General features: G+C 67.1%; 16 protein-coding genes. 9 read left to right on the top strand and 7 right to left on the bottom strand.

Annotated features, from left to right (window positions below):
- The first annotated feature begins 109 nt into the window (after window positions 1-109).
- The 3 genes from BLR57_RS08700 to BLR57_RS08690 all read left to right on the top strand — a co-directional run bounded on the left by BLR57_RS08700 (window position 110) and on the right by BLR57_RS08690 (window position 1,919).
- Window positions 110-739, top strand: coding sequence for a reverse transcriptase-like protein (locus BLR57_RS08700; RefSeq protein ID WP_089696792.1), 630 nt, complete (start codon window positions 110-112; stop codon window positions 737-739).
- Window positions 740-804: 65 nt separating this feature from the next.
- The gene (cysE, locus tag BLR57_RS08695; RefSeq protein WP_089696790.1) at window positions 805-1,392 is read left to right on the top strand and encodes a serine O-acetyltransferase; all 588 of its coding nucleotides are present in this window, start codon (window positions 805-807) and stop codon (window positions 1,390-1,392) included.
- Window positions 1,393-1,448: 56 nt separating this feature from the next.
- Window positions 1,449-1,919, top strand: a complete 471-nt coding sequence (locus BLR57_RS08690) for a hypothetical protein (protein WP_089696787.1) — start codon at window positions 1,449-1,451, stop codon at window positions 1,917-1,919.
- 3 nt (window positions 1,920-1,922) lie between these two features.
- Here the strand turns inward: BLR57_RS08690 and BLR57_RS08685 are convergent, their stop codons facing one another.
- The 3 genes from BLR57_RS08685 to BLR57_RS08675 form a co-directional block, all read right to left on the bottom strand.
- Window positions 1,923-4,178 carry an NADP-dependent malic enzyme gene (locus BLR57_RS08685; RefSeq protein WP_089696784.1) on the bottom strand — a complete coding sequence of 752 codons (2,256 nt, stop codon included), beginning with the start codon at window positions 4,176-4,178 and terminating at the stop codon, window positions 1,923-1,925.
- 103 nt (window positions 4,179-4,281) lie between these two features.
- Window positions 4,282-5,442 carry a DUF7544 domain-containing protein gene (locus BLR57_RS08680; protein ID WP_089696781.1) on the bottom strand — a complete coding sequence of 387 codons (1,161 nt, stop codon included), beginning with the start codon at window positions 5,440-5,442 and terminating at the stop codon, window positions 4,282-4,284.
- Between the two features lie 138 nt (window positions 5,443-5,580).
- Complete coding sequence (locus BLR57_RS08675; protein WP_089696779.1) at window positions 5,581-6,675, bottom strand: M24 family metallopeptidase; 1,095 nt, start codon at window positions 6,673-6,675, stop codon at window positions 5,581-5,583.
- Window positions 6,676-6,890: 215 nt separating this feature from the next.
- On the opposite strand from BLR57_RS08675, the gene BLR57_RS08670 reads away from it, so the two are divergent.
- From BLR57_RS08670 to BLR57_RS08650, 5 genes are all read left to right on the top strand, one after another.
- Entirely contained in the window at window positions 6,891-7,769 is an 879-nt protein-coding gene (locus tag BLR57_RS08670) for a COX15/CtaA family protein (protein ID WP_089696776.1), read from the top strand.
- A gap of 162 nt (window positions 7,770-7,931) precedes the next feature.
- Window positions 7,932-8,735 carry a transporter substrate-binding domain-containing protein gene (locus tag BLR57_RS08665; RefSeq protein ID WP_244509963.1) on the top strand — a complete coding sequence of 268 codons (804 nt, stop codon included), beginning with the start codon at window positions 7,932-7,934 and terminating at the stop codon, window positions 8,733-8,735.
- Between the two features lie 9 nt (window positions 8,736-8,744).
- The gene (locus BLR57_RS08660; RefSeq protein ID WP_089696770.1) at window positions 8,745-9,452 is read left to right on the top strand and encodes an amino acid ABC transporter permease; all 708 of its coding nucleotides are present in this window, start codon (window positions 8,745-8,747) and stop codon (window positions 9,450-9,452) included.
- A 2-nt stretch (window positions 9,453-9,454) separates the two neighbouring features.
- On the top strand, window positions 9,455-10,201 hold the full coding sequence (locus tag BLR57_RS08655) for an amino acid ABC transporter ATP-binding protein (RefSeq protein WP_089696767.1): 747 nt from the start codon (window positions 9,455-9,457) through the stop codon (window positions 10,199-10,201).
- Window positions 10,198-11,130, top strand: a complete 933-nt coding sequence (locus BLR57_RS08650) for an amino acid ABC transporter permease (protein WP_089696764.1) — start codon at window positions 10,198-10,200, stop codon at window positions 11,128-11,130. Before BLR57_RS08655 ends, BLR57_RS08650 begins: the two co-directional genes overlap by 4 nt.
- Window positions 11,131-11,136: 6 nt before the next feature.
- Here the strand turns inward: BLR57_RS08650 and BLR57_RS08645 are convergent, their stop codons facing one another.
- Window positions 11,137-12,204, bottom strand: a complete 1,068-nt coding sequence (locus BLR57_RS08645) for a zinc-dependent alcohol dehydrogenase family protein (RefSeq protein ID WP_089696761.1) — start codon at window positions 12,202-12,204, stop codon at window positions 11,137-11,139.
- A 42-nt stretch (window positions 12,205-12,246) separates the two neighbouring features.
- Window positions 12,247-13,743: a replication factor C large subunit gene (locus BLR57_RS08640; protein WP_089696758.1), complete on the bottom strand. Its 1,497-nt coding sequence runs from the start codon at window positions 13,741-13,743 to the stop codon at window positions 12,247-12,249.
- 168 nt (window positions 13,744-13,911) lie between these two features.
- On the opposite strand from BLR57_RS08640, the gene BLR57_RS08635 reads away from it, so the two are divergent.
- Window positions 13,912-14,379: a pyridoxamine 5'-phosphate oxidase family protein gene (locus tag BLR57_RS08635; RefSeq protein ID WP_089696755.1), complete on the top strand. Its 468-nt coding sequence runs from the start codon at window positions 13,912-13,914 to the stop codon at window positions 14,377-14,379.
- A gap of 40 nt (window positions 14,380-14,419) precedes the next feature.
- On the opposite strand, the gene BLR57_RS08630 is transcribed toward BLR57_RS08635, so the two are convergent.
- Complete coding sequence (locus BLR57_RS08630) at window positions 14,420-15,322, bottom strand: bile acid:sodium symporter family protein (RefSeq protein ID WP_089696752.1); 903 nt, start codon at window positions 15,320-15,322, stop codon at window positions 14,420-14,422.
- A gap of 50 nt (window positions 15,323-15,372) precedes the next feature.
- The gene (gpmI, locus tag BLR57_RS08625) at window positions 15,373-16,929 is read right to left on the bottom strand and encodes a 2,3-bisphosphoglycerate-independent phosphoglycerate mutase (protein ID WP_089696749.1); all 1,557 of its coding nucleotides are present in this window, start codon (window positions 16,927-16,929) and stop codon (window positions 15,373-15,375) included.
- Window positions 16,930-17,066 lie beyond the last annotated feature (137 nt).

Raw genomic sequence — 17,066 nt, 5'->3', positions numbered from 1 at the left:
TTCGAGCAACCGATGACCGGTATCGTCCTTTCGTAGACAGATTCAGGCTTCACTGTTCAGTTTCACTCGATGGCGAGAGTTTAAATATGACTCCAGCACATCTGGAGACATGGCCGTTCACGGCCGGTCCACCCTTCGAGACCTGTTCGACGACTCTCCGACCCCCCACTTCGCGCATCCGCCGCGCACCCACCACCGACACTTCTACGTCGCCACCGACGGCTCCTACCGACGGGACGGCGGCGGCCTCGGCGCGGTCATCGAAACACGAGACGGCGAGCGCGTCGCCCGCGTCTCGATGCCCGACCGCGTGCCCGACAACAACGTCGCCGAGTATCGGGCACTGCATCTCGGTCTCGACGTCCTCGCCGCCCGTGCACCGCCGACCGCCCGCGTCGGTATCCTCGTCGACCACGACACGCTGGCGACGAACGTCAACCACGCCGTGCTCGCGGCGAGCCATCCCGACTGGAAACCCGCCCGCGAGATCGCGGTCCCGACCGGCAGCGAACACCACTGGCGCGGCATTCGCGCACGCATCGCCGGCTTCGACGAACTCCGTGCGGCGTGTATCGCCAGCCGGTCGAACCCGGCACACTCGCTGGCGAGTTCTCCGGAGGAGTACGCGCATCTCCGCGACCAGCCGGACCGCTGTGTGCTCCCCGAGACCCCCACCGAACGCACGGAGTCCACGCAGATTCCGCCGCCCTCGCGGTACGACCGGCGTGCCAGCGACTGAAACGCGGTGGCATCCCACGGCCGAGTCGCCAACTGTTTTCCGCGCGCTTCTCGTACCGTCCGCCAATGCTCTCGCTCTTCACTCGTCTCACTGAGGACGTCCGGACGGCGCAAGCCAAGGACCCCGCCGCTCGCGGCGCGCTCGAAGTCGTCTTGACCTATCCGGGCCTCCACGCGATCTGGTGCTACCGCGTCGCCCACGCGCTGTGGCGACGCGACCACCACCTGCTCGCACGCCTCCTCTCACATCTCGCGCGTCTGCTCACCGGCGTCGAAATCCATCCCGGCGCGTCCATCGGCCGACGCTTCTTCATCGACCACGGCATGGGCGTCGTCGTCGGCGAGACGGCCGACATCGGCGACGACGTGCTGATGTACCACGGCGTGACCCTCGGCGGCAACTCCATGCGCCGCGAGAAACGCCATCCGACCATCGAGGACGACGCCGTCCTCGGGGCGAACGCGACGCTCATCGGCGCGATTACGGTCGGCGAAGGCGCGCGCATCGGAGCCGGTGCCGTCGTCAGCGACGACGTCCCCGCGGGCGTCACGATGGTCGGCCCGAAGGCGACGCAGTTCTCCCCGACATCGGAGTCTGACGACGAGGACGACGGCGACGGGTCGGTTGAGCCGCCCACTGGCGCGGCGGAGTAGGTCGTTCTCGGCGTCGGGGCGAAGAATTATGTTGTTCCCTGGACACCCTGCGAGCGATGCCCTCCACACCGAAAGACTACGTTCTCACTGCCATCCAGGTGCTGCTCGTCACAGTCGGCGGTGGGGCGTCCGTCCTCCTCGTCTACTCGCTCGCGACGCTCCCACCCGCGCCGCCGGGGAGCGACGGCTTCGTCACCGGCGGCGCGTATCTCTGGGGCGGCGTCGCACTCGTTCTCACTCTCGGCATCACGGGCGTCGGGATCGTCCTCCCGGCGGTCTTCGGCGGCGACGACCTCTTCGGCTTCGGCGAGCACCAACGGCTGCTGCTGAAGGCCGCAGCCGCCTGCTTCGGCGGTGGGTTCGTCGTCGCTGCCGGGGTTGCCGTCGCGGTCGACTTCCTCGTCGGCGTCCTCGTCTTCTTTCTCGCCGTCCTCCTCGGCTTCCTCGGCGTCGGCAGCGCGCTCTGCTGGCGACTCGGAGAAATAGCACTAATCGGACTGAGAAAACGAAACGGAAACGCGAGTTAGTCGTTAGTTCCCTTCTTCCTGCGCGTCGACGACGGCGACGCCGGCGAGGTTGACGATGTCTTTGACCTCGTCACCGCGCTGCATGACGTGGACGGGCTTGTCCATGCCGACCAGCATCGGGCCGATGGCTTCCGCACCGCCGAGCCGCTGGAGCAGTTTGTAGCCGATGTTACCCGACTCGAGGTTGGGGAAGATGAGGACGTTCGCCGGTTCGTCGAGATCCGCGAAGTCGTAGGTTCCTTCGAGGATGTCCTCGACGACGGCGGTGTCGGCCTGCATCTCACCGTCGACCGGGAAGTCGACCTCGGGGTCGTCGTGCAGCAGTTTCACGGCGTCACGGGGCTTGCGTGTGCCCGTGTTGTCGACGCTGCCGAAGTTGGAGTACGACAGCATCGCCGCCCGCGGTTCGACGTTGAAGCTGCGGGCGAGGTCCGCGGTGTGTTTCGTGATCTCGGCGAGGACCTCCGAGTCGGGGTCGAGGTTGACCGTAGTGTCCGCACAGAAGACGACGCGGTTCTTGAACGTCAACAGATAGACACCGGCGGCGTAGTCGGCATCGTCGGCCGTGCCGACGACCTGCAGCGGCGGGCGGAGTGCCGAGGGATAGTGGTGGGTCAGCCCGGTCAGCATCGCGTCGGCGTCGCCGGACTCGACCATCACGCTCGCGAAGTAGTTCGAGTCGCGGCGGATGAGGTCGGCCGCCTCGTTGCGGGTCAGCCCCTTGCGCCGACGGAGTTCGTAGAGTCGGTCGGCGTAGTGCTCCCACTCGTCGTCCCGCGGGTTGGCGATGGTCGGATCGAACTCCAGCCCGAGGGCCTCGGCCGTCCGCAGGATGCTGTTCGGGTTGCCGATGAGGATGGGTTCGGCGATCCCCTGCTCTTCGAGCTGGTAGGCCGCCCGGATCATCTTCTCGTCGGTTCCCTCCGCGAGGGCGACGCGCTTCGGGTCCGCCTTCGCCTTGTTCAGGACGACCCGCATCATCTCGCGGGACTTGCCGAGTCGCGCTTCGAGCCGTTCGGTGTAGGTCGGGATGTCGAGCTCCTTCCGGGCCGCCCCGCTGTCCATCGCGGCCTGCGCGACGGCGGGCGCGACCTCGAACAGCACGCGGGGGTCGAGCGGCTTCGGGATGATGTAGTCCGCGCCGAACTGCAGCGGCTCGTCGCCGTACGCCTTGACAACAGAATCGGGGACGTCCTGCCGGGAGAGGTCGGCCAGCGCGCGGGCGGCGGCGACCTTCATCTCCTCGTTGATTTCGGTCGCACGCGCGTCGAGCGCGCCGCGGAAGATGAACGGGAAGCCCAGCACGTTGTTGACCTGGTTCGGATAGTCCGAGCGGCCGGTCGCCATGATGACGGTGTCGTCACGGGCGTCCTTGGCGTCCTCGTAGGTGATCTCGGGGTCGGGGTTCGCCATCGCGAAGATGATCGGGTTGTCGCCCATCGACTGGACCATCTCCTGGCTGACGATGCCGCCGATGGAGAGACCGACGAACACGTCCGCACCGTCCATCGCGTCGGCGAGGTCGCCCTCCGGCACGTCGCGGGCGAACTGCCGCTTGTACTCGTTGACCTCGTCGGCACGTTTCTTCGTGATGATGCCCGTCGAGTCGCACATCGTGATGTTCTCCTTCTTCGCGCCGAGCGAGACGTAGAACCGCGCGGTCGCGATGGCCGACGCGCCAGCCCCGGAGAAGACGATGTTCAGCTCCGAGAGATCCTTGCCGCTGATGTCGGCGGCGTTGACGAGCGCGGCCCCGGAGATGATGGCCGTCCCGTGTTGGTCGTCGTGGAAGACGGGGATGTCCATCTCCTCGCGGAGTCGCTCCTCGATCTCGAAGCATTCGGGGGCTTTGATGTCTTCGAGGTTGATGCCGCCGAACGTCGGCTCCATCATGCTGACCGACTTGATGATCTCCTCGGGGTCGGCCTCGTCGAGTTCGACGTCGAACACGTCGATGTCGGCGAACCGCTTGAACAGGACACCCTTGCCCTCCATGACGGGTTTCGACGCCTGCGCACCGATGTTGCCGAGACCCAAGACGGCCGACCCGTTCGAGATGACACCGACGAGGTTGCCCTTCGCGGTGTAGTTGTACGCCTGTTCGGGGTCGTCGGCGATATCGAGACACGGCGCGGCCACACCCGGCGAGTAGGCGAGCGAGAGATCCCGCTGGGTGTTCGTCGGTTTCGTCGTCGATATCTCCAGTTTACCCGGAGGTGTCTGTCGGTGGTACTCCCGTGCGTCGTCGTCCAGTCCCATGGCAGGGCCGACACTGGGGGGCGGCAAAAAACTATGCGTGTCTGTCGAATTTGCAGTTCGACGGACGTCGAATGTTTACTCGGGAGTGACTCAGTTCTCCGGCTCAGGCCGTCGTCGAATCGTCGCCCCACGAGAAGTCGGTGTCGTCCGTGGAGTCGCGGCCGCTGTCGGTGGTTCGGCCGTCGCCGTCGTCACCGCCGCCATCGCCGTCGTCGGACTGTGCGGCCGAGTCGTCGCCGTCGTTGCCGCCCTCGGGTCGCTCCGGCAGCAGGGCGAACTCCTCGTTCGCCGCGCCGAGGACCGACAGTTCGTAGGCCGTGAAGTACGACTGAACGAGGATCTGCACCGGTAACGTGACCGCGAGGAAGGCAAGCAGTGCGAGGACGCCGAGTACCGCCAGCGCGACGAGACCGGCGGTGCTGTGTAGCGCGGCACCCACCCCGCCGACCGCGCCGCTGACGACGAAGCCGACGAGCAACGCCACGACGACGATGATACCGCCGAGGACGAGCGTGACGATGGCCGCCCCGATGCCGACGCCGAGTTGGAGGACGAACCGGACGAACAGATAGACGACGAACTGCTTCCACTGCTCGCGCAGCGTCGACCAGAACCGCCGCCACGACGCGATGACACCGGAGTCGGTCGCGATCATCACCGGCACGACGAACTGGTTCGTGAAGCCGAAGAAGAGCCCGACGACGACGGCTCCGACCGCGAAGAGGGCGACACCAGCGAGGAGACCGCCCACGCCGAGGCTCGTGAAGACCGTCGGGTCGACCGCGCCGACGACGACGCCAGCTCCGAGGAGGACGAACGGCAACGCGAGGAGCAGGGAAAGACCGATCTGGAAGCCGAGCAGCCGCATCCCCTTGCCGAACCGTCGTTTGAAGGGACCACGGATCCGCACGTCGTTCGTCCGGAGAGCGTCGACGAAGACGAAGGGCATCACCGCGGAGACGAGAATTAGTCCCAGGACGATGAGCAGGATGACGGCGATGACGACGTAGACGAGCGGCGATATCGACCCCAGACTCTCGCCGATCGTCGGCAGTTGACCGCCCGTCGTCGGCGGCGGTGTCGTCCCCCCGTCGGAGGGAATAGAGGAGGGGACGTTGCTGACGTTACTGAAACTCCCCCCACCCCCACCGAGGAAGAAGACGATGATCGCCAGCCGGAGCCACCGTCCCCAGGTGAAGGGAAAGAGGAAGTTGCGGGTCGCATCGAGGGCGTCGTCGACCGCGTCGAACGCGTACCAGGGCATGGTCGACGAGTGTCGCGGCGGTGTCAAATAGGTTGCTGTGATGCGGGCGTCACGCCCGAGTCGGGGACTCACGCGTGACGGGGCTGTCGGTCGAATCCGTGAGACCGGACGGTCGGCCGAAGCAGTGTACCGGGACAGTCAGTCCAGACGGAGAATCTCGTGGGCGTCGACGGCGACCTCGCCGTCGTGAGACTCGACTTCGCGCGTCTCCCACTCGCCGGTCGTCGTCAGCACCTCGAAGCCGTCGTCGGTGACGAGGACGGTGTCCTCGCTCTTTGCACCCTGCACCGTGGGGTTCCAGGCGTAGGCCATCGGCGTGTGGACCTCCTCGTCGTTCGTCGGCGTCGCGACCCACTCGCGGCCCGCGAAGCCAGCCGCGCCGCCCTGGTGGTGGTTCCGCCACTCGCCCTCGAAGCCGACCGCGTCGTAGGCCGCCTGGACGGTCTCGAACACGTCACCCGCGTTCCCGCCCTCGCGGGCGACGCGCTGGGTCGCGCCGAGCGCGCTCGCGGCGACGGTTTGGGCCTTTTCGGTGCGCTCCGTGAGCCACTCCGGCGGGTCGAAGGCGACCGTCCGGGTGACGCTGGCGTACAGCCCGTTACGCTCGGCCGTCACCGACAGCAGCGCGTAGTCGCCGAGTTCCGCGACCTGCGGCGTGTAGTGGCGGTACTGCTGGGCGCGTTCGGCTCCGCCGACGAGCGCGACGGGTGCGTTGATGTCGCGGGCGGCGAGCGCGATACGGAGTCCCGCGGCGACCTCGTGTTCGGTGTCGTCCGACTGGAGTTCGCGGGCGACGGACTCGACGGCCTCGGCGGCGTCGCGGCCGAGCGCGCGGTAGACCTCGATATCCTCCTCCGTGAGCGGCTGGCGGAGCGTGGAGGCGTCGACGTCGGCGAAGCCGGGCACGTCGAAGTCGGCGGCGGCGGGCGTCGGCGACGCGTCGGCGACGGCCTCGGCGAGCGAGGACTCGTACCACTGCACGTGCTCGACGTCGAAGGCGTCCGGAACCTCCTCGTCGACGAGCCGCTGCGCCTCGATGTTGTCCGTGACGACGCGCAGTTCGCCGTCGTAGCCCGCGGCGGCGACGCCGACGTCGCCCGCGTAGTCGACGACGTTGTCGCCGCCGGTGAGCCATTTGAACGAGTTCGGCCGGGCGAACCAGACCGCATCGAGGTCGTGCGTGTCGAGATAGCTGTCGAGTCGACTGACGCGGGAGTCGAGGAAGTCCGTCATACGTGAGCCTACGGAGTATCGGCTTTGAAACCGGCGGTTCCGGTCAGGACTGCGACATGGAATCGTCGCCGAGAGCGGCCCGGAGCCGTCGTCAGGAGCGACCCGGGGCCGTCGCCGAGAGCGACGGTCGCGGGATTCGAGAGGTGAACCAGAATCGGCCGCCTCAGGGCCGTTCGGACAGGCATAAGTGGTCTGAGTCCTGAGCACCACCTAGCATGGATACCGCACGTCTCCGGCCGGACTGGCTGACGTTCCGGCGGTTCGCCGCGTTCACGACGGCACTCACCGCCAGCCTCATCGCGCTCGGTGTCTACACCGCCGCGACGGGGTCGGGACTCGCCTGTTCGGCCCAGTGGCCGCTGTGTGACAACGGGCTGCTGCCCCAGACCATCCCGAGTTTCATCGAGTGGTTCCACCGGCTCGTGGCGATGATCACCGGCTTCTTCATCCTCGGGACTGTCGGCTGGGCCTGGCGCGGTGACACGAGTCGTCGGACGAAACTCGCCGCGACGCTCGCCGTCGTCCTCCTTCCCCTCCAGATCAGCATCGGCGCGGTCACCGTGACGCTCAACGGCTGGCTGCCGGGGGGTTACTCGCCGCCGACGCAGTCCGCACATCTCCTCGTCGCCTTGACCATCTTCACGTCGCTCGTCGCGACGACGCTGTTCGCCTACACCGGCCACCACCGTCGCTCGGCACTCTCGCGCACCCAGCGGGCACTGCTCGCCGCGCTCGTCATTCTGCCCGTGAGCGCGCTCGTCAGCCGCGCGCCCGGTCTCCTCACGTACTCGCCGGGGATGCAGGCCACGTTCGTTTTCGCCTCCCTGCCGGTCTACGCCGCGCTCGTCGCGACGGTCTACTGGGCCGGTGCCGCCGGTCTCCGGCGGGTGAAACTAGCGACGCTCCCTGTCGCCGGACTCGTGTTCGTCCATCTCCTCTTGGGGCGCGACCTGCTCATCTACACCGCGCCCGTCCGACTCCTCAACCTCGGTATCCTCGCCGCGGCGTTCCTCGGTCTCGCTGGCGTCGCGTGGGCCGCATACCGCCACGACGGCTCGACGACGACGTCACAGGCGTATCCGAGTAGCGACTGAACGGCCGCAGTCCCGAGGAAGTCGCCACGCCCCACGAGACGGCGGAGACCACCGCGCGGCCGACCGACAGTATTTGGGTCTTGATATCTCGAATAGAACTTGTCGTTCTATTGGCGACTGGAAAGAAAACCTTCAAAAAGCCACTGTCCTTGGGTTATTGGTATGAAATCGTTTAACACGTCAGGAATGAGCCGTCGGACCTACCTCAAGCTGACCGGTGCATCGAGTGCCGCCGCAGTCACCGGCCTCGCAGGCTGTATGGGTGGCGGCTCCGGTGGGCAGACCATCGTCGCGGGGACCGCACCCGGCTTCCCGCCGTTCGAGATGAAGAACGAGGACGGCGAGCTGGTCGGCTTCGACATCGACCTGTTCGAGGCCGTCGTCGACGAGACCGACTACACGCTCGAAGAGTGGAGCGAGTTCGAGTTCAGCTCGCTCATCCCGGCACTCCAGAACGACCGCATCGACGCCATCGCCGCCGCGATGACCATCAACGAGGAACGCCAGGAGACCATCTCCTTCTCGGACCCGTACTACAACGCCGACCAGTCGATCCTCGTCGCCAACAACAGCGACTTCCGGCCGGAGAGCCTCGACGACCTGTCGGGCCAGCGCGTCGGTGCCCAGGAGGGAACGACCGGTGCCGGTGTCGTGAACAGCGAACTCATCGAGGAGGGCAAGCTCGACGAGTCGAACTTCAACACCTACGGCAACTACGTCTTCGCCGTCGAGGACCTCGAGAACGGCAACATCGACGCCGTCGTCCTCGACCAGCCGGTCGCCCAGACCTTCGAGAGCCAGCGCGACGTGCAGGTCGCCTTCGTCTACGAGACGGGCGAACGCTACGGCTTCGGCATCCGCCAGGACGACTCCGACCTCCAGTCGGCACTCAACGACGGCCTCGCCACGGTCCAGGACAACGGCACGTACGAGGAGATCCGCAACGAGTGGTTCAGCGACGCCTAACCGAGACCCATGACCGGACTCCTCGGTATCGTCGCGCAGTCTGACTGGGTGTTCGTCGCCAACAACGCCACCTATCTCCTCGGTGGGGCGGTCATCACCGTCGCACTGACGGTGGCGAGCGTCCTCCTCGGCCTCGCCGCGGGCTTTCCCGCTGGCGTCGTCGAGGTCTACGGCGGCGGACTGCCGAAACGGGCGGTGAAGACGGTCGGTGTCGTCCTCCGCGGGACGCCCATCGTCGTCCTCCTCATCTTCGCGTTCTTCGTCTTCCCGACCCCGGACATCCCGCTCGGCTTCTTCACCATCGGCGGCGCGTTCGTCGCCGGGGTGCTCGGCCTCGGGTTGCGGAGCGCGGCGTATCTGTCGCAGGTGTTCCGCGGCGCGCTCCAGAGCGTCGACGAAGGACAGTTGGAGGCCGCACGGTCGGTCGGGATGAGTCGGCTCCAGGGCATCCGCTACGTCGTCGTGCCGCAGGCACTCCGCCGGAGCGTCCCCGGCTTCCAAAACGAGGTGACCATCGTCCTCAAGGACACGAGCGTCGTCTTCGCTATCGGACTGGCCGAGATGCTGACCCGGAGCTACGACCTCTTCGTCCGGCAGACGTCGGCGGTGCTGGAGGTCATCCTCTTCGTCAGTGCCATCTACTTCGTGCTGACGTTTACGACGAACCGCGCGCTGGACTACGCGAGCGACTACTACGCGATTCCGGAGGGCAACTAACTATGAGTGATTCACTACTCCGCGTCGACGAGGTGTCGAAGTGGTACGGCGACGAGAAGGTACTGACCGACGTGAGCTTCGACATGGACCGCGGCGACGTGACCGTCCTCATCGGTCCCAGCGGCTCGGGCAAGTCGACGATGCTGCGGTGTGTCAACCGGCTCACCGAGGCCCAAGAGGGCGACATCTACCTCGACGGCGAGTGCGTGACGGACCCCGAGATGGACGTCAACCGCCTCCGCCGTGAGGTCGGGATGGTCTTTCAGGACTTCAACCTCTTTGCGCATCTCACCGCGCTGGAGAACGTCGCACTCGGCCCGCAGCGCGTCCTCGGCCTGAGCAAGGACGAGGCTCGCGCTCGCGCTCGTGAACAGCTCGAACAGGTCGGACTGGCCGACCAACTCGACTCCTACCCCGCCGAACTCTCCGGCGGCCAACAGCAGCGCGTCGGCATCGCCCGCGCGCTGGCGATGGAGCCGAAGCTCCTGCTCTTCGACGAGCCGACGAGCGCGCTCGACCCAGAACTGGTCGGCGAGGTGCTGACGGTCATGCGCGACCTCGTCGACGAGGGCATGACGATGCTCGTCGTCACCCACGAGATGAGCTTCGCGCGCTCCGTCGCGTCGAACATGCTCTTTCTCGACAAGGGGCAAGTCGTCGAGCGCGGCCCGCCCGAACAGCTGTTCGACGCGCCCGAACACGACCGCACCAAGGCGTTCCTGCGCCGCCTCACGGAAACCGAGTCATGAGTCAGCCGACAGTCGACCGTGGTACCGAGTCGACGTCGTTCCTCGGCGGCCGCTCCGTCGGCCGCGTCGCCATGCTCGTCGGCGGCGTGGTCTTCTGGAGCTGGCTCGTCCTCCGCTGGGTCAACGACTGGACCGGCGGTCTCCTCGTCCCCGCCGACCAGCCGTTCGTCGACCCGGCGACGCTGGAAGCGTTGGGTGCCGGGGTCCCGCTCGTCGGCGGCGTCTTCGACGCGGCCGCGTTCGCGACGACCTACCTCCCGAACCTCGCGTCGGGACTGTGGCTGACGGTCGTCCTGACCGTCACGAGCCTCCTGCTCGGACTCGTCATCGCGGTCCCGCTCAGCGTCGCCCGCGTCTACGGGACGTGGACCTCCTACGCCTCGCTGTTCTACACGGAACTGGTCCGCGGGACGCCGCTGCTCGCCCAGCTGTTCGTGCTCTATTACGGGATGGACCTCGCGGGCTACGTCCCCGGCTTCGCCGAGGGCGTCTTCGCGAACCCGGCCGTCTGGGTCGCCATCGTCGGCTTCACGCTCAACGGGGCGGCCTACCAGGCGGAGTATATCCGTGCGGCACTGGAGAGCGTCGACACCGGCCAGCTCACCGCCGGCCGCGCCATCGGACTCTCGAAGCTCGAAGCCATCCGCTTCGTCGTCCTGCCGCAGGCACTGCGCTACGCGATTCCGAGCTGGTCGAACGAGTTCATCTATCTCATCAAGTACTCGTCGCTCGCGGCATTCATCACCGTCCCCGAGCTGTTCCAGCGGTCGAACGCCATCGCCTCGGAGAACTTCCGGTATACCGCGGTCTTCACGCTGACCGGCCTGCTCTATCTCGCGCTCGTCCTCTCGGCGTCGGGGCTGATGAACCGCGTCGAGGACCGGACGGCGATTCCGGGCGTCGGCAGCGGCTCCGGGCGGAAACAGTAGTCTCGGTCAGTTTTCGAAGTCGGTCACGACTTCGACCCCGTCCGTCTCGTAGTTCGTCATCGCCGCGAGTCTCTCTGAGACGTCCGAGAGCGCGACTTCCTTGCTCACCAGCTTGCCAGGGTCGACGTCGCCGGTCTGCATGAGCCCAAAGAGTTCGTCGTACCGCGTCGGCGGCATCCCGCGCGACCCGTGGAAGCTCAGTTCCATGTGGGCCATCCGGTCGGTCGGCAGCGAAATCTCACCCTTTTCGGCGTCCGTCGTCAGCCCCAACTGGACGTGTTCGCCGCGTCGGCGGAGACAGACCACCGAGTTGCGACAGGTCTCGGCGATACCCAGCGCGTCGACCGAGACGTGCGCGCCGCCGTCGGTGCGGATCTTGATCTCCTTGGGGACGCGCTCGGTCTCGCCAGCGTTCACGACCTCGTCTGCACCCAACTCCGTCGCTCGCGCCAGTTTTCCGTCGTCGATGTCGACGGCGACGACGCGCGCGCCGAGTGCGTTGCCGATGTGAATCGCCGAGAGACCGACGCCGCCGCAGCCGTGGACCGCGAGCCAGTCGCCGCCACCGAGGTCGGCGCGGTGCGCCAGCGCGTGGAATGCCGTCATGAACCGACAGCCGAGTGCAGCCACGTCGCGGGCACTCACGCCCTCGGGCAGCGGCATCGCGTTGTAGTCGGCCCACGGGAGGTGGACCTCCTCGGCGAACGCGCCGGGGGCGGCCGACTGGAAGCCCAGTGCTCGGCCGTTCGGACAGACGTTGCCGTGGCCGTTGCGACAGTGCGGACAGGTCCCGTCGCCGAGGTTGAACGGCAGAGCGACACGGTCGCCCTCGGTGACTTCGCGAACCTCGTCGCCGACGCTCACGACCCGCCCCGCGGGTTCGTGGCCGAGAATCTGCCCCAGCGGGGCCTGGTCGTTCGCCCACTCGCCGTGGCCCATCCAGGCGTGCCAGTCGCTCCGACAGACCCCGCAGGCCTCGACGTCGACGACGACGCCGTGTGGTTCCGGCTCCGGCCGGTCGACGGCCTCGATTGCGAGCGGTTCGCCGTACTCCTGTAGGACTGCGGCGCGCATACCCCATCCACAGAGGGAGGTGACAAAAAGCCGCGTTCCCAGTTAGAAGAAGTCGTTCAGCCCGGACTGGCTGTCGTCTTTCTCGGGTTCGTCGTCAGCGTCGGTGTCGGCGTCGGCGGCGTCCGCATCGCCACCTGCACCGCCGGTCAGCGTCGCCTGTCCGTCGTCGTCCTCGCTACCGTCGGCTTCGTCCGTTTCGTCCTCCTCCGAGCGCACCGCACCCTCGAACGCGCTCCCCGAATGCTCCTCCATCCGCTCGGCGCGGAGTTCCTGGGCGTCTTCGACGATAGACTCGACCTTGTTCGTCGTCTCGCCGCTGCCGGTGATAAACGAGACGTGGCTCTCGTCGAGATCGTAGGCGGCGGCCATCGCGACCGTCAGCTCGCGGGGCTTGCAGTGGTGCGTCATCGCCGCGAGGAACGGGATGACGTCCCGGCGGGCCGTACCCATGCTGACGCCGCTCTCCTCGGCGATTTTCTGTGCCACGTAGTCGGCGGTCTTGTTCGAGCCGGCCCAGAACTGCGGGCGGCCGAAGCGCGTCCAGCCACCCTTGGTCCCGTCGCGGGCAGCGGCCACTCCGGCGGCGGCGTTGTCACCGGCGTAACGCCAGTAGGAGTAGTTCTGCGAGGCGCGGACGCGACCCAGCCACCGGTCGGCGTTCGCGAGGAACTCGTAGGCGCGGGCCAGTTCTTCGCCCTCGTAGACCTTCGTGATGTTGCCCTCGATCCACTTCGTGATGTCGTCCGGCGTCTCGTCGACTGCGTAGGAGGACTGCAACGCCTCCTGGGGGTCTTGTTCCTTCAACACGGCGTCGAGGAACTCGAAGATGCCCATGCTCTGGTCGCGCGAGCCGGTGGCGATGGTCTCCAGCGTGACCTTCTCCTCTCCCTCGGCGGCCGCCTGGAGGTCGTTGACCGCGCCGCGCAGGTCGCCGCCGTTGGACTCGGCGATCTGCTGGAGGGCATCCGAGTCGTACTCAAGCCCCTCACGGCGACAGATGTCGCGGAGGACAGGCACAATAGAGCGCGCGGAGACGTCGCGGAACTCGATGTCCTTGCAGGCGTTGCGCAGCCCGCGGCTCATGTCGTAGAACTCGTTGGCGATGAGGACGATGGGCTGTTCGGACTTCTTGACCAGTTTCGTGATGGCCGAGGCTCCGCCGCGGTCGTAGTTGCCGTGGATGTTGTCGGCCTCGTCGAGGATGACGAGCTGGCGGTTCTGCTTTTTGTCCGTCTCGGCGTCGCCCGTCTTGTTCGACGACCCGGCGAGCGTGGCGTTCATCGCAGCCCGCCCGGCGAACCGCTCGATGACGTCGCCCGTGCGTTTGTCGGAGGCGTTCAACTCCACCGTGTCCCAACCCATGTCGTTGGCGAGCGCGTGGGCTGCGGAGGTCTTGCCGATGCCCGGACTGCCGTGGAGGATGACGGCCTTCCGGTGGTCGTCCCACGACCGGCCCCACTTCGCGAAGGCGTCGCGGGCCTTGTCGTTGCCCCGGACCTCGGAGAGCGTCGTGGGGCGATACTTCTCGGTCCAATCCATTTACCGGAGGTTGGCGTGAGTCGCGTTTAGTGGTTGCGGAGCGATGATTGTGCGCGGCCACGGCCGTCGAACCGATTTCGTATCGCAGTCTCTGGTTTGTCTGTGCCGAGAGTCCCGTTCGTGTGATTCCGGCTACAGCTTTTTCCACACTGGGCACGTATCTCTGGTATGGAAGACACTCGGTCGGTCACGATGAGCGACGAAGAGCGCGACGAGTTCCTCGGCGCGGGTGGGACGGGTGTCGCCTCGTTCCCCCAAGCGGACGGCGAGGCTCCCTACTCCCTCCCGGTCTCCTACGGCTACGACCCCGAGACGGGAGGGTTCTACTTCCGGCTCGCGTTCGGTCCCGACACGTCGAAAGGCGACGTCGTCACCGACCGAACCCCGATCACGTTCGTCACCCACGAGCAGACCGACACGGGCTGGCGCAGCGTCGTCGTCACCGGAAAGCTCCACGAGGTGACCGAGGCGGCGATCAACTCCGAGGTGGTCACGGCTATCCGCCGCATCCACATCCCGCTCGTGGACGTCTTCGACCGCAATCCCCGCGAACTGGAGTTCCGCTTCTTCCACCTCGACCCCGAGGAGGTCCACGGCAAGAAAGAGGCCCGCACCGAAGCCGACGGCGGGAAGTAGCGACTTCCGCTCGCGTTCGGAGGCTCACTCCCTCAGGGGTTCACTCCCTGCCGAAGACGCGCACCAGCCCCGCGCTCGACACCATCTCGACGACGCCGAACGTGACGGCCGGGAGTGCTGCGACGGTCGGAAAGCCCGCGGCGACGACCAACGCCGCGGCGACGGCGAAGTCGCGCATCCCCACCGAGAGCGTCGTCGCCGTCCGCGTCGGTCCCGCGGCACGTCGCCCGCCGAACCAGCCGAGCGCGTAGCCCGCAGCGTTCAGCGCGACCGCTCCGAGCGCGACGGTGGCGACGACCGCGAGGTTCGACCGGACGAGTCCGGCGTTCGCCGCGGTCACGCCGCCGATGATGAGAATCACCATCACCGCCGAGACCGTCGTATACGAGTCCTCGTAGGAACTCACTCGGTCGTCGTACCTCGCCCGGACAGCGAGAGCGACGCCCATCGGGAGGACGACGGCGAGCAGCAGTTGCTCAACAATTGCCCACGAACGCACCTCGACTCCCGACCCGAGCAACGCGGTCACGACTACCGGGACGAACACCGTACTCCCGAGACCGCCGACGACGAGTGCCGTCGACGCGAGTGCCGTGTCGCCCCCGGCGAGTTCCGTCATCGTCGGCGTCACGAGTTCGGGCGTCACCGCGCCGAGCAGGACGAACCCCGCCGTGAGTGCGGGCGAAAGCCCGAGGAGTCGAGCGATGCCGAAGCCGAGAAACGGCATGGCGACGTGGCCGACGAGGACGACTCCGAGCGCCGAGCGGTCGACCGACCGGAACTCGTCGACCGTCAGCGTGAGCGAGATGCTGCCGACCATGACGGCGAGGATGGGTGTCGACGCCCGCGTGACGATGGCGACGTCTGGGACGGCGAGACCGACACCGACCGACAGCAGAATCCAGAGGAGGAGATAGTCGTCGACGACCGAGGAGACGCGCATGGTCGGTCGACGATGCGGCCGGGGTCAATAGCTTCGGTCTTCTCGGAGACCTACTCCAAGAGCGACTCGCCCGTCATCGCGGCGGGCTTCTCTATCTCCATCAGTTCCAGCAGGCTCGGCGCGAGGTCACAGAGCGACCCACCCGAGCGGAGCGTCCGGCCGCCGTCGTCGCCTTCGGGCGTGAGGTAGACGAGCGGAACCGGGTTGTAGGTGTGGGCGGTGTGGGGCTGTTCGGGCGTCCCCATGTCGTCGGCGTTGCCGTGGTCGGCGGTGATGAGGACGTGGCCGCCCGCCGCCCCAATCGCGGCGACGAGTCGGCCGAGCTGTTCGTCGACGGCTTCGACGGCGGCGACAGCAGCATCAAAATCGCCCGTGTGGCCCACCATGTCCGGGTTGGCGTAGTTGAGCACGAGGAGGTCAGGGTCGTCGCGCTCGATGCTCTCGATGGCGGTGTCGGTCAGCTCCACCGAACTCATCGCGGGCGTCTCGTCGTAGGTCGGCACGTCCGGCGACTGGACGATGTGACGCATCTCGCCGTCGAACTCGACCTCGCGGCCGCCGTTGAGGAAGTAAGTGACGTGGGCGTACTTCTCCGACTCGGCGAGTCGCAACTGGGTCATCCCGTGTTCTGAGACGACCTCGCCGAGGGTGTCCTCGGGCTGGTTCGGCGGGAAGGCGACCGGGAAGTCGAACGTCTTGTCGTACTGGGTCATCGTGACCAGCTCGATCTCGGGCGGTTCGAGGTCGTAGTCCCAGTCCGGGCGCGTGTTCGTCAGCATCCGACAAAGCTGACGGGCGCGGTCCGAGCGGAAGTTGAAGAAGACGACGGCGTCGCCGTCGTCGAGTGCGGGACCGCCCTCGACGGTGGTGGACTCGACGAACTCGTCGGTCTCGCCGCGGTCGTAGGACTCCTGGACGGCGTCGACGGCGGAGGCGGCCTCGAACTCGGCCTCCCGCTCGACGATGGCGTCGTAGGCGCGCTTCGTGCGCTCCCAGTTCTGGTCGCGGTCCATCGCGTAGTAGCGCCCCGAGACGGTGGCGACGTCGCCCGTCCCGTAGTCGGAGACGACGCCCTCCAGTTCCGCGAGATAGTCCTCGCCGCCGTGGGGGTCGGTGTCGCGGCCGTCGGTGAAGGCGTGGGTGACGGCCTCGACGCCGCGGTCGGCGGCGTGTTCGATGAGCGCGTGGAGATGTTCCTGGTCGGAGTGGACGCCGCCGTCGGAGACGAGCCCCATGAAGTGCACGCGGCCGTCGTTTTCCTCGGCGTAGTCGAACGCGGAGGTGATGGCCTCATTCGCGAAGAACGCGCCGTCGGAGGCGTCGCCCTCGTCCATCCCGAGGTCGCCGCGCGAGCGGGAGATGGCGTCGTTGATGCGGGTGTAGGCCTGCATGACGACGCGGCCCGAGCCGATGTTGATGTGGCCGACCTCGCTGTTTCCCATCTGGCCGTCCGGAAGGCCGACGCGGCGGCCCGAGACGTCCAGTTGGCCGAACGCGCCCGCCTCGGCGAAGCGGTCGAAGTTGGGCGTGTCGGCGGCTTTCACGGCGTCACGTCGGTCGTGGTCTCCGAGTCCCCAGCCGTCGAGGATGACGAGGGCAGCTTTCATGCTCGACACAACCCGGTCCGGTCGTAACTACCCTTCGCTTCGGGCACTCGCCCCGTCCGCCGACCACTCGGAGTCGACACACCGCTCATCGGGTTCGGTCGTGTCGTATATGTGTCTCGGGACCGCACGTCCGGTCA

It is taken from the genome of Halogranum gelatinilyticum, assembly GCF_900103715.1.
Lineage (GTDB): Archaea > Halobacteriota > Halobacteria > Halobacteriales > Haloferacaceae > Halogranum > Halogranum gelatinilyticum.
The sequence above is the reverse complement of the archived record's forward strand: the minus strand, read 5'-3'. Positions and strand labels throughout refer to the sequence as shown.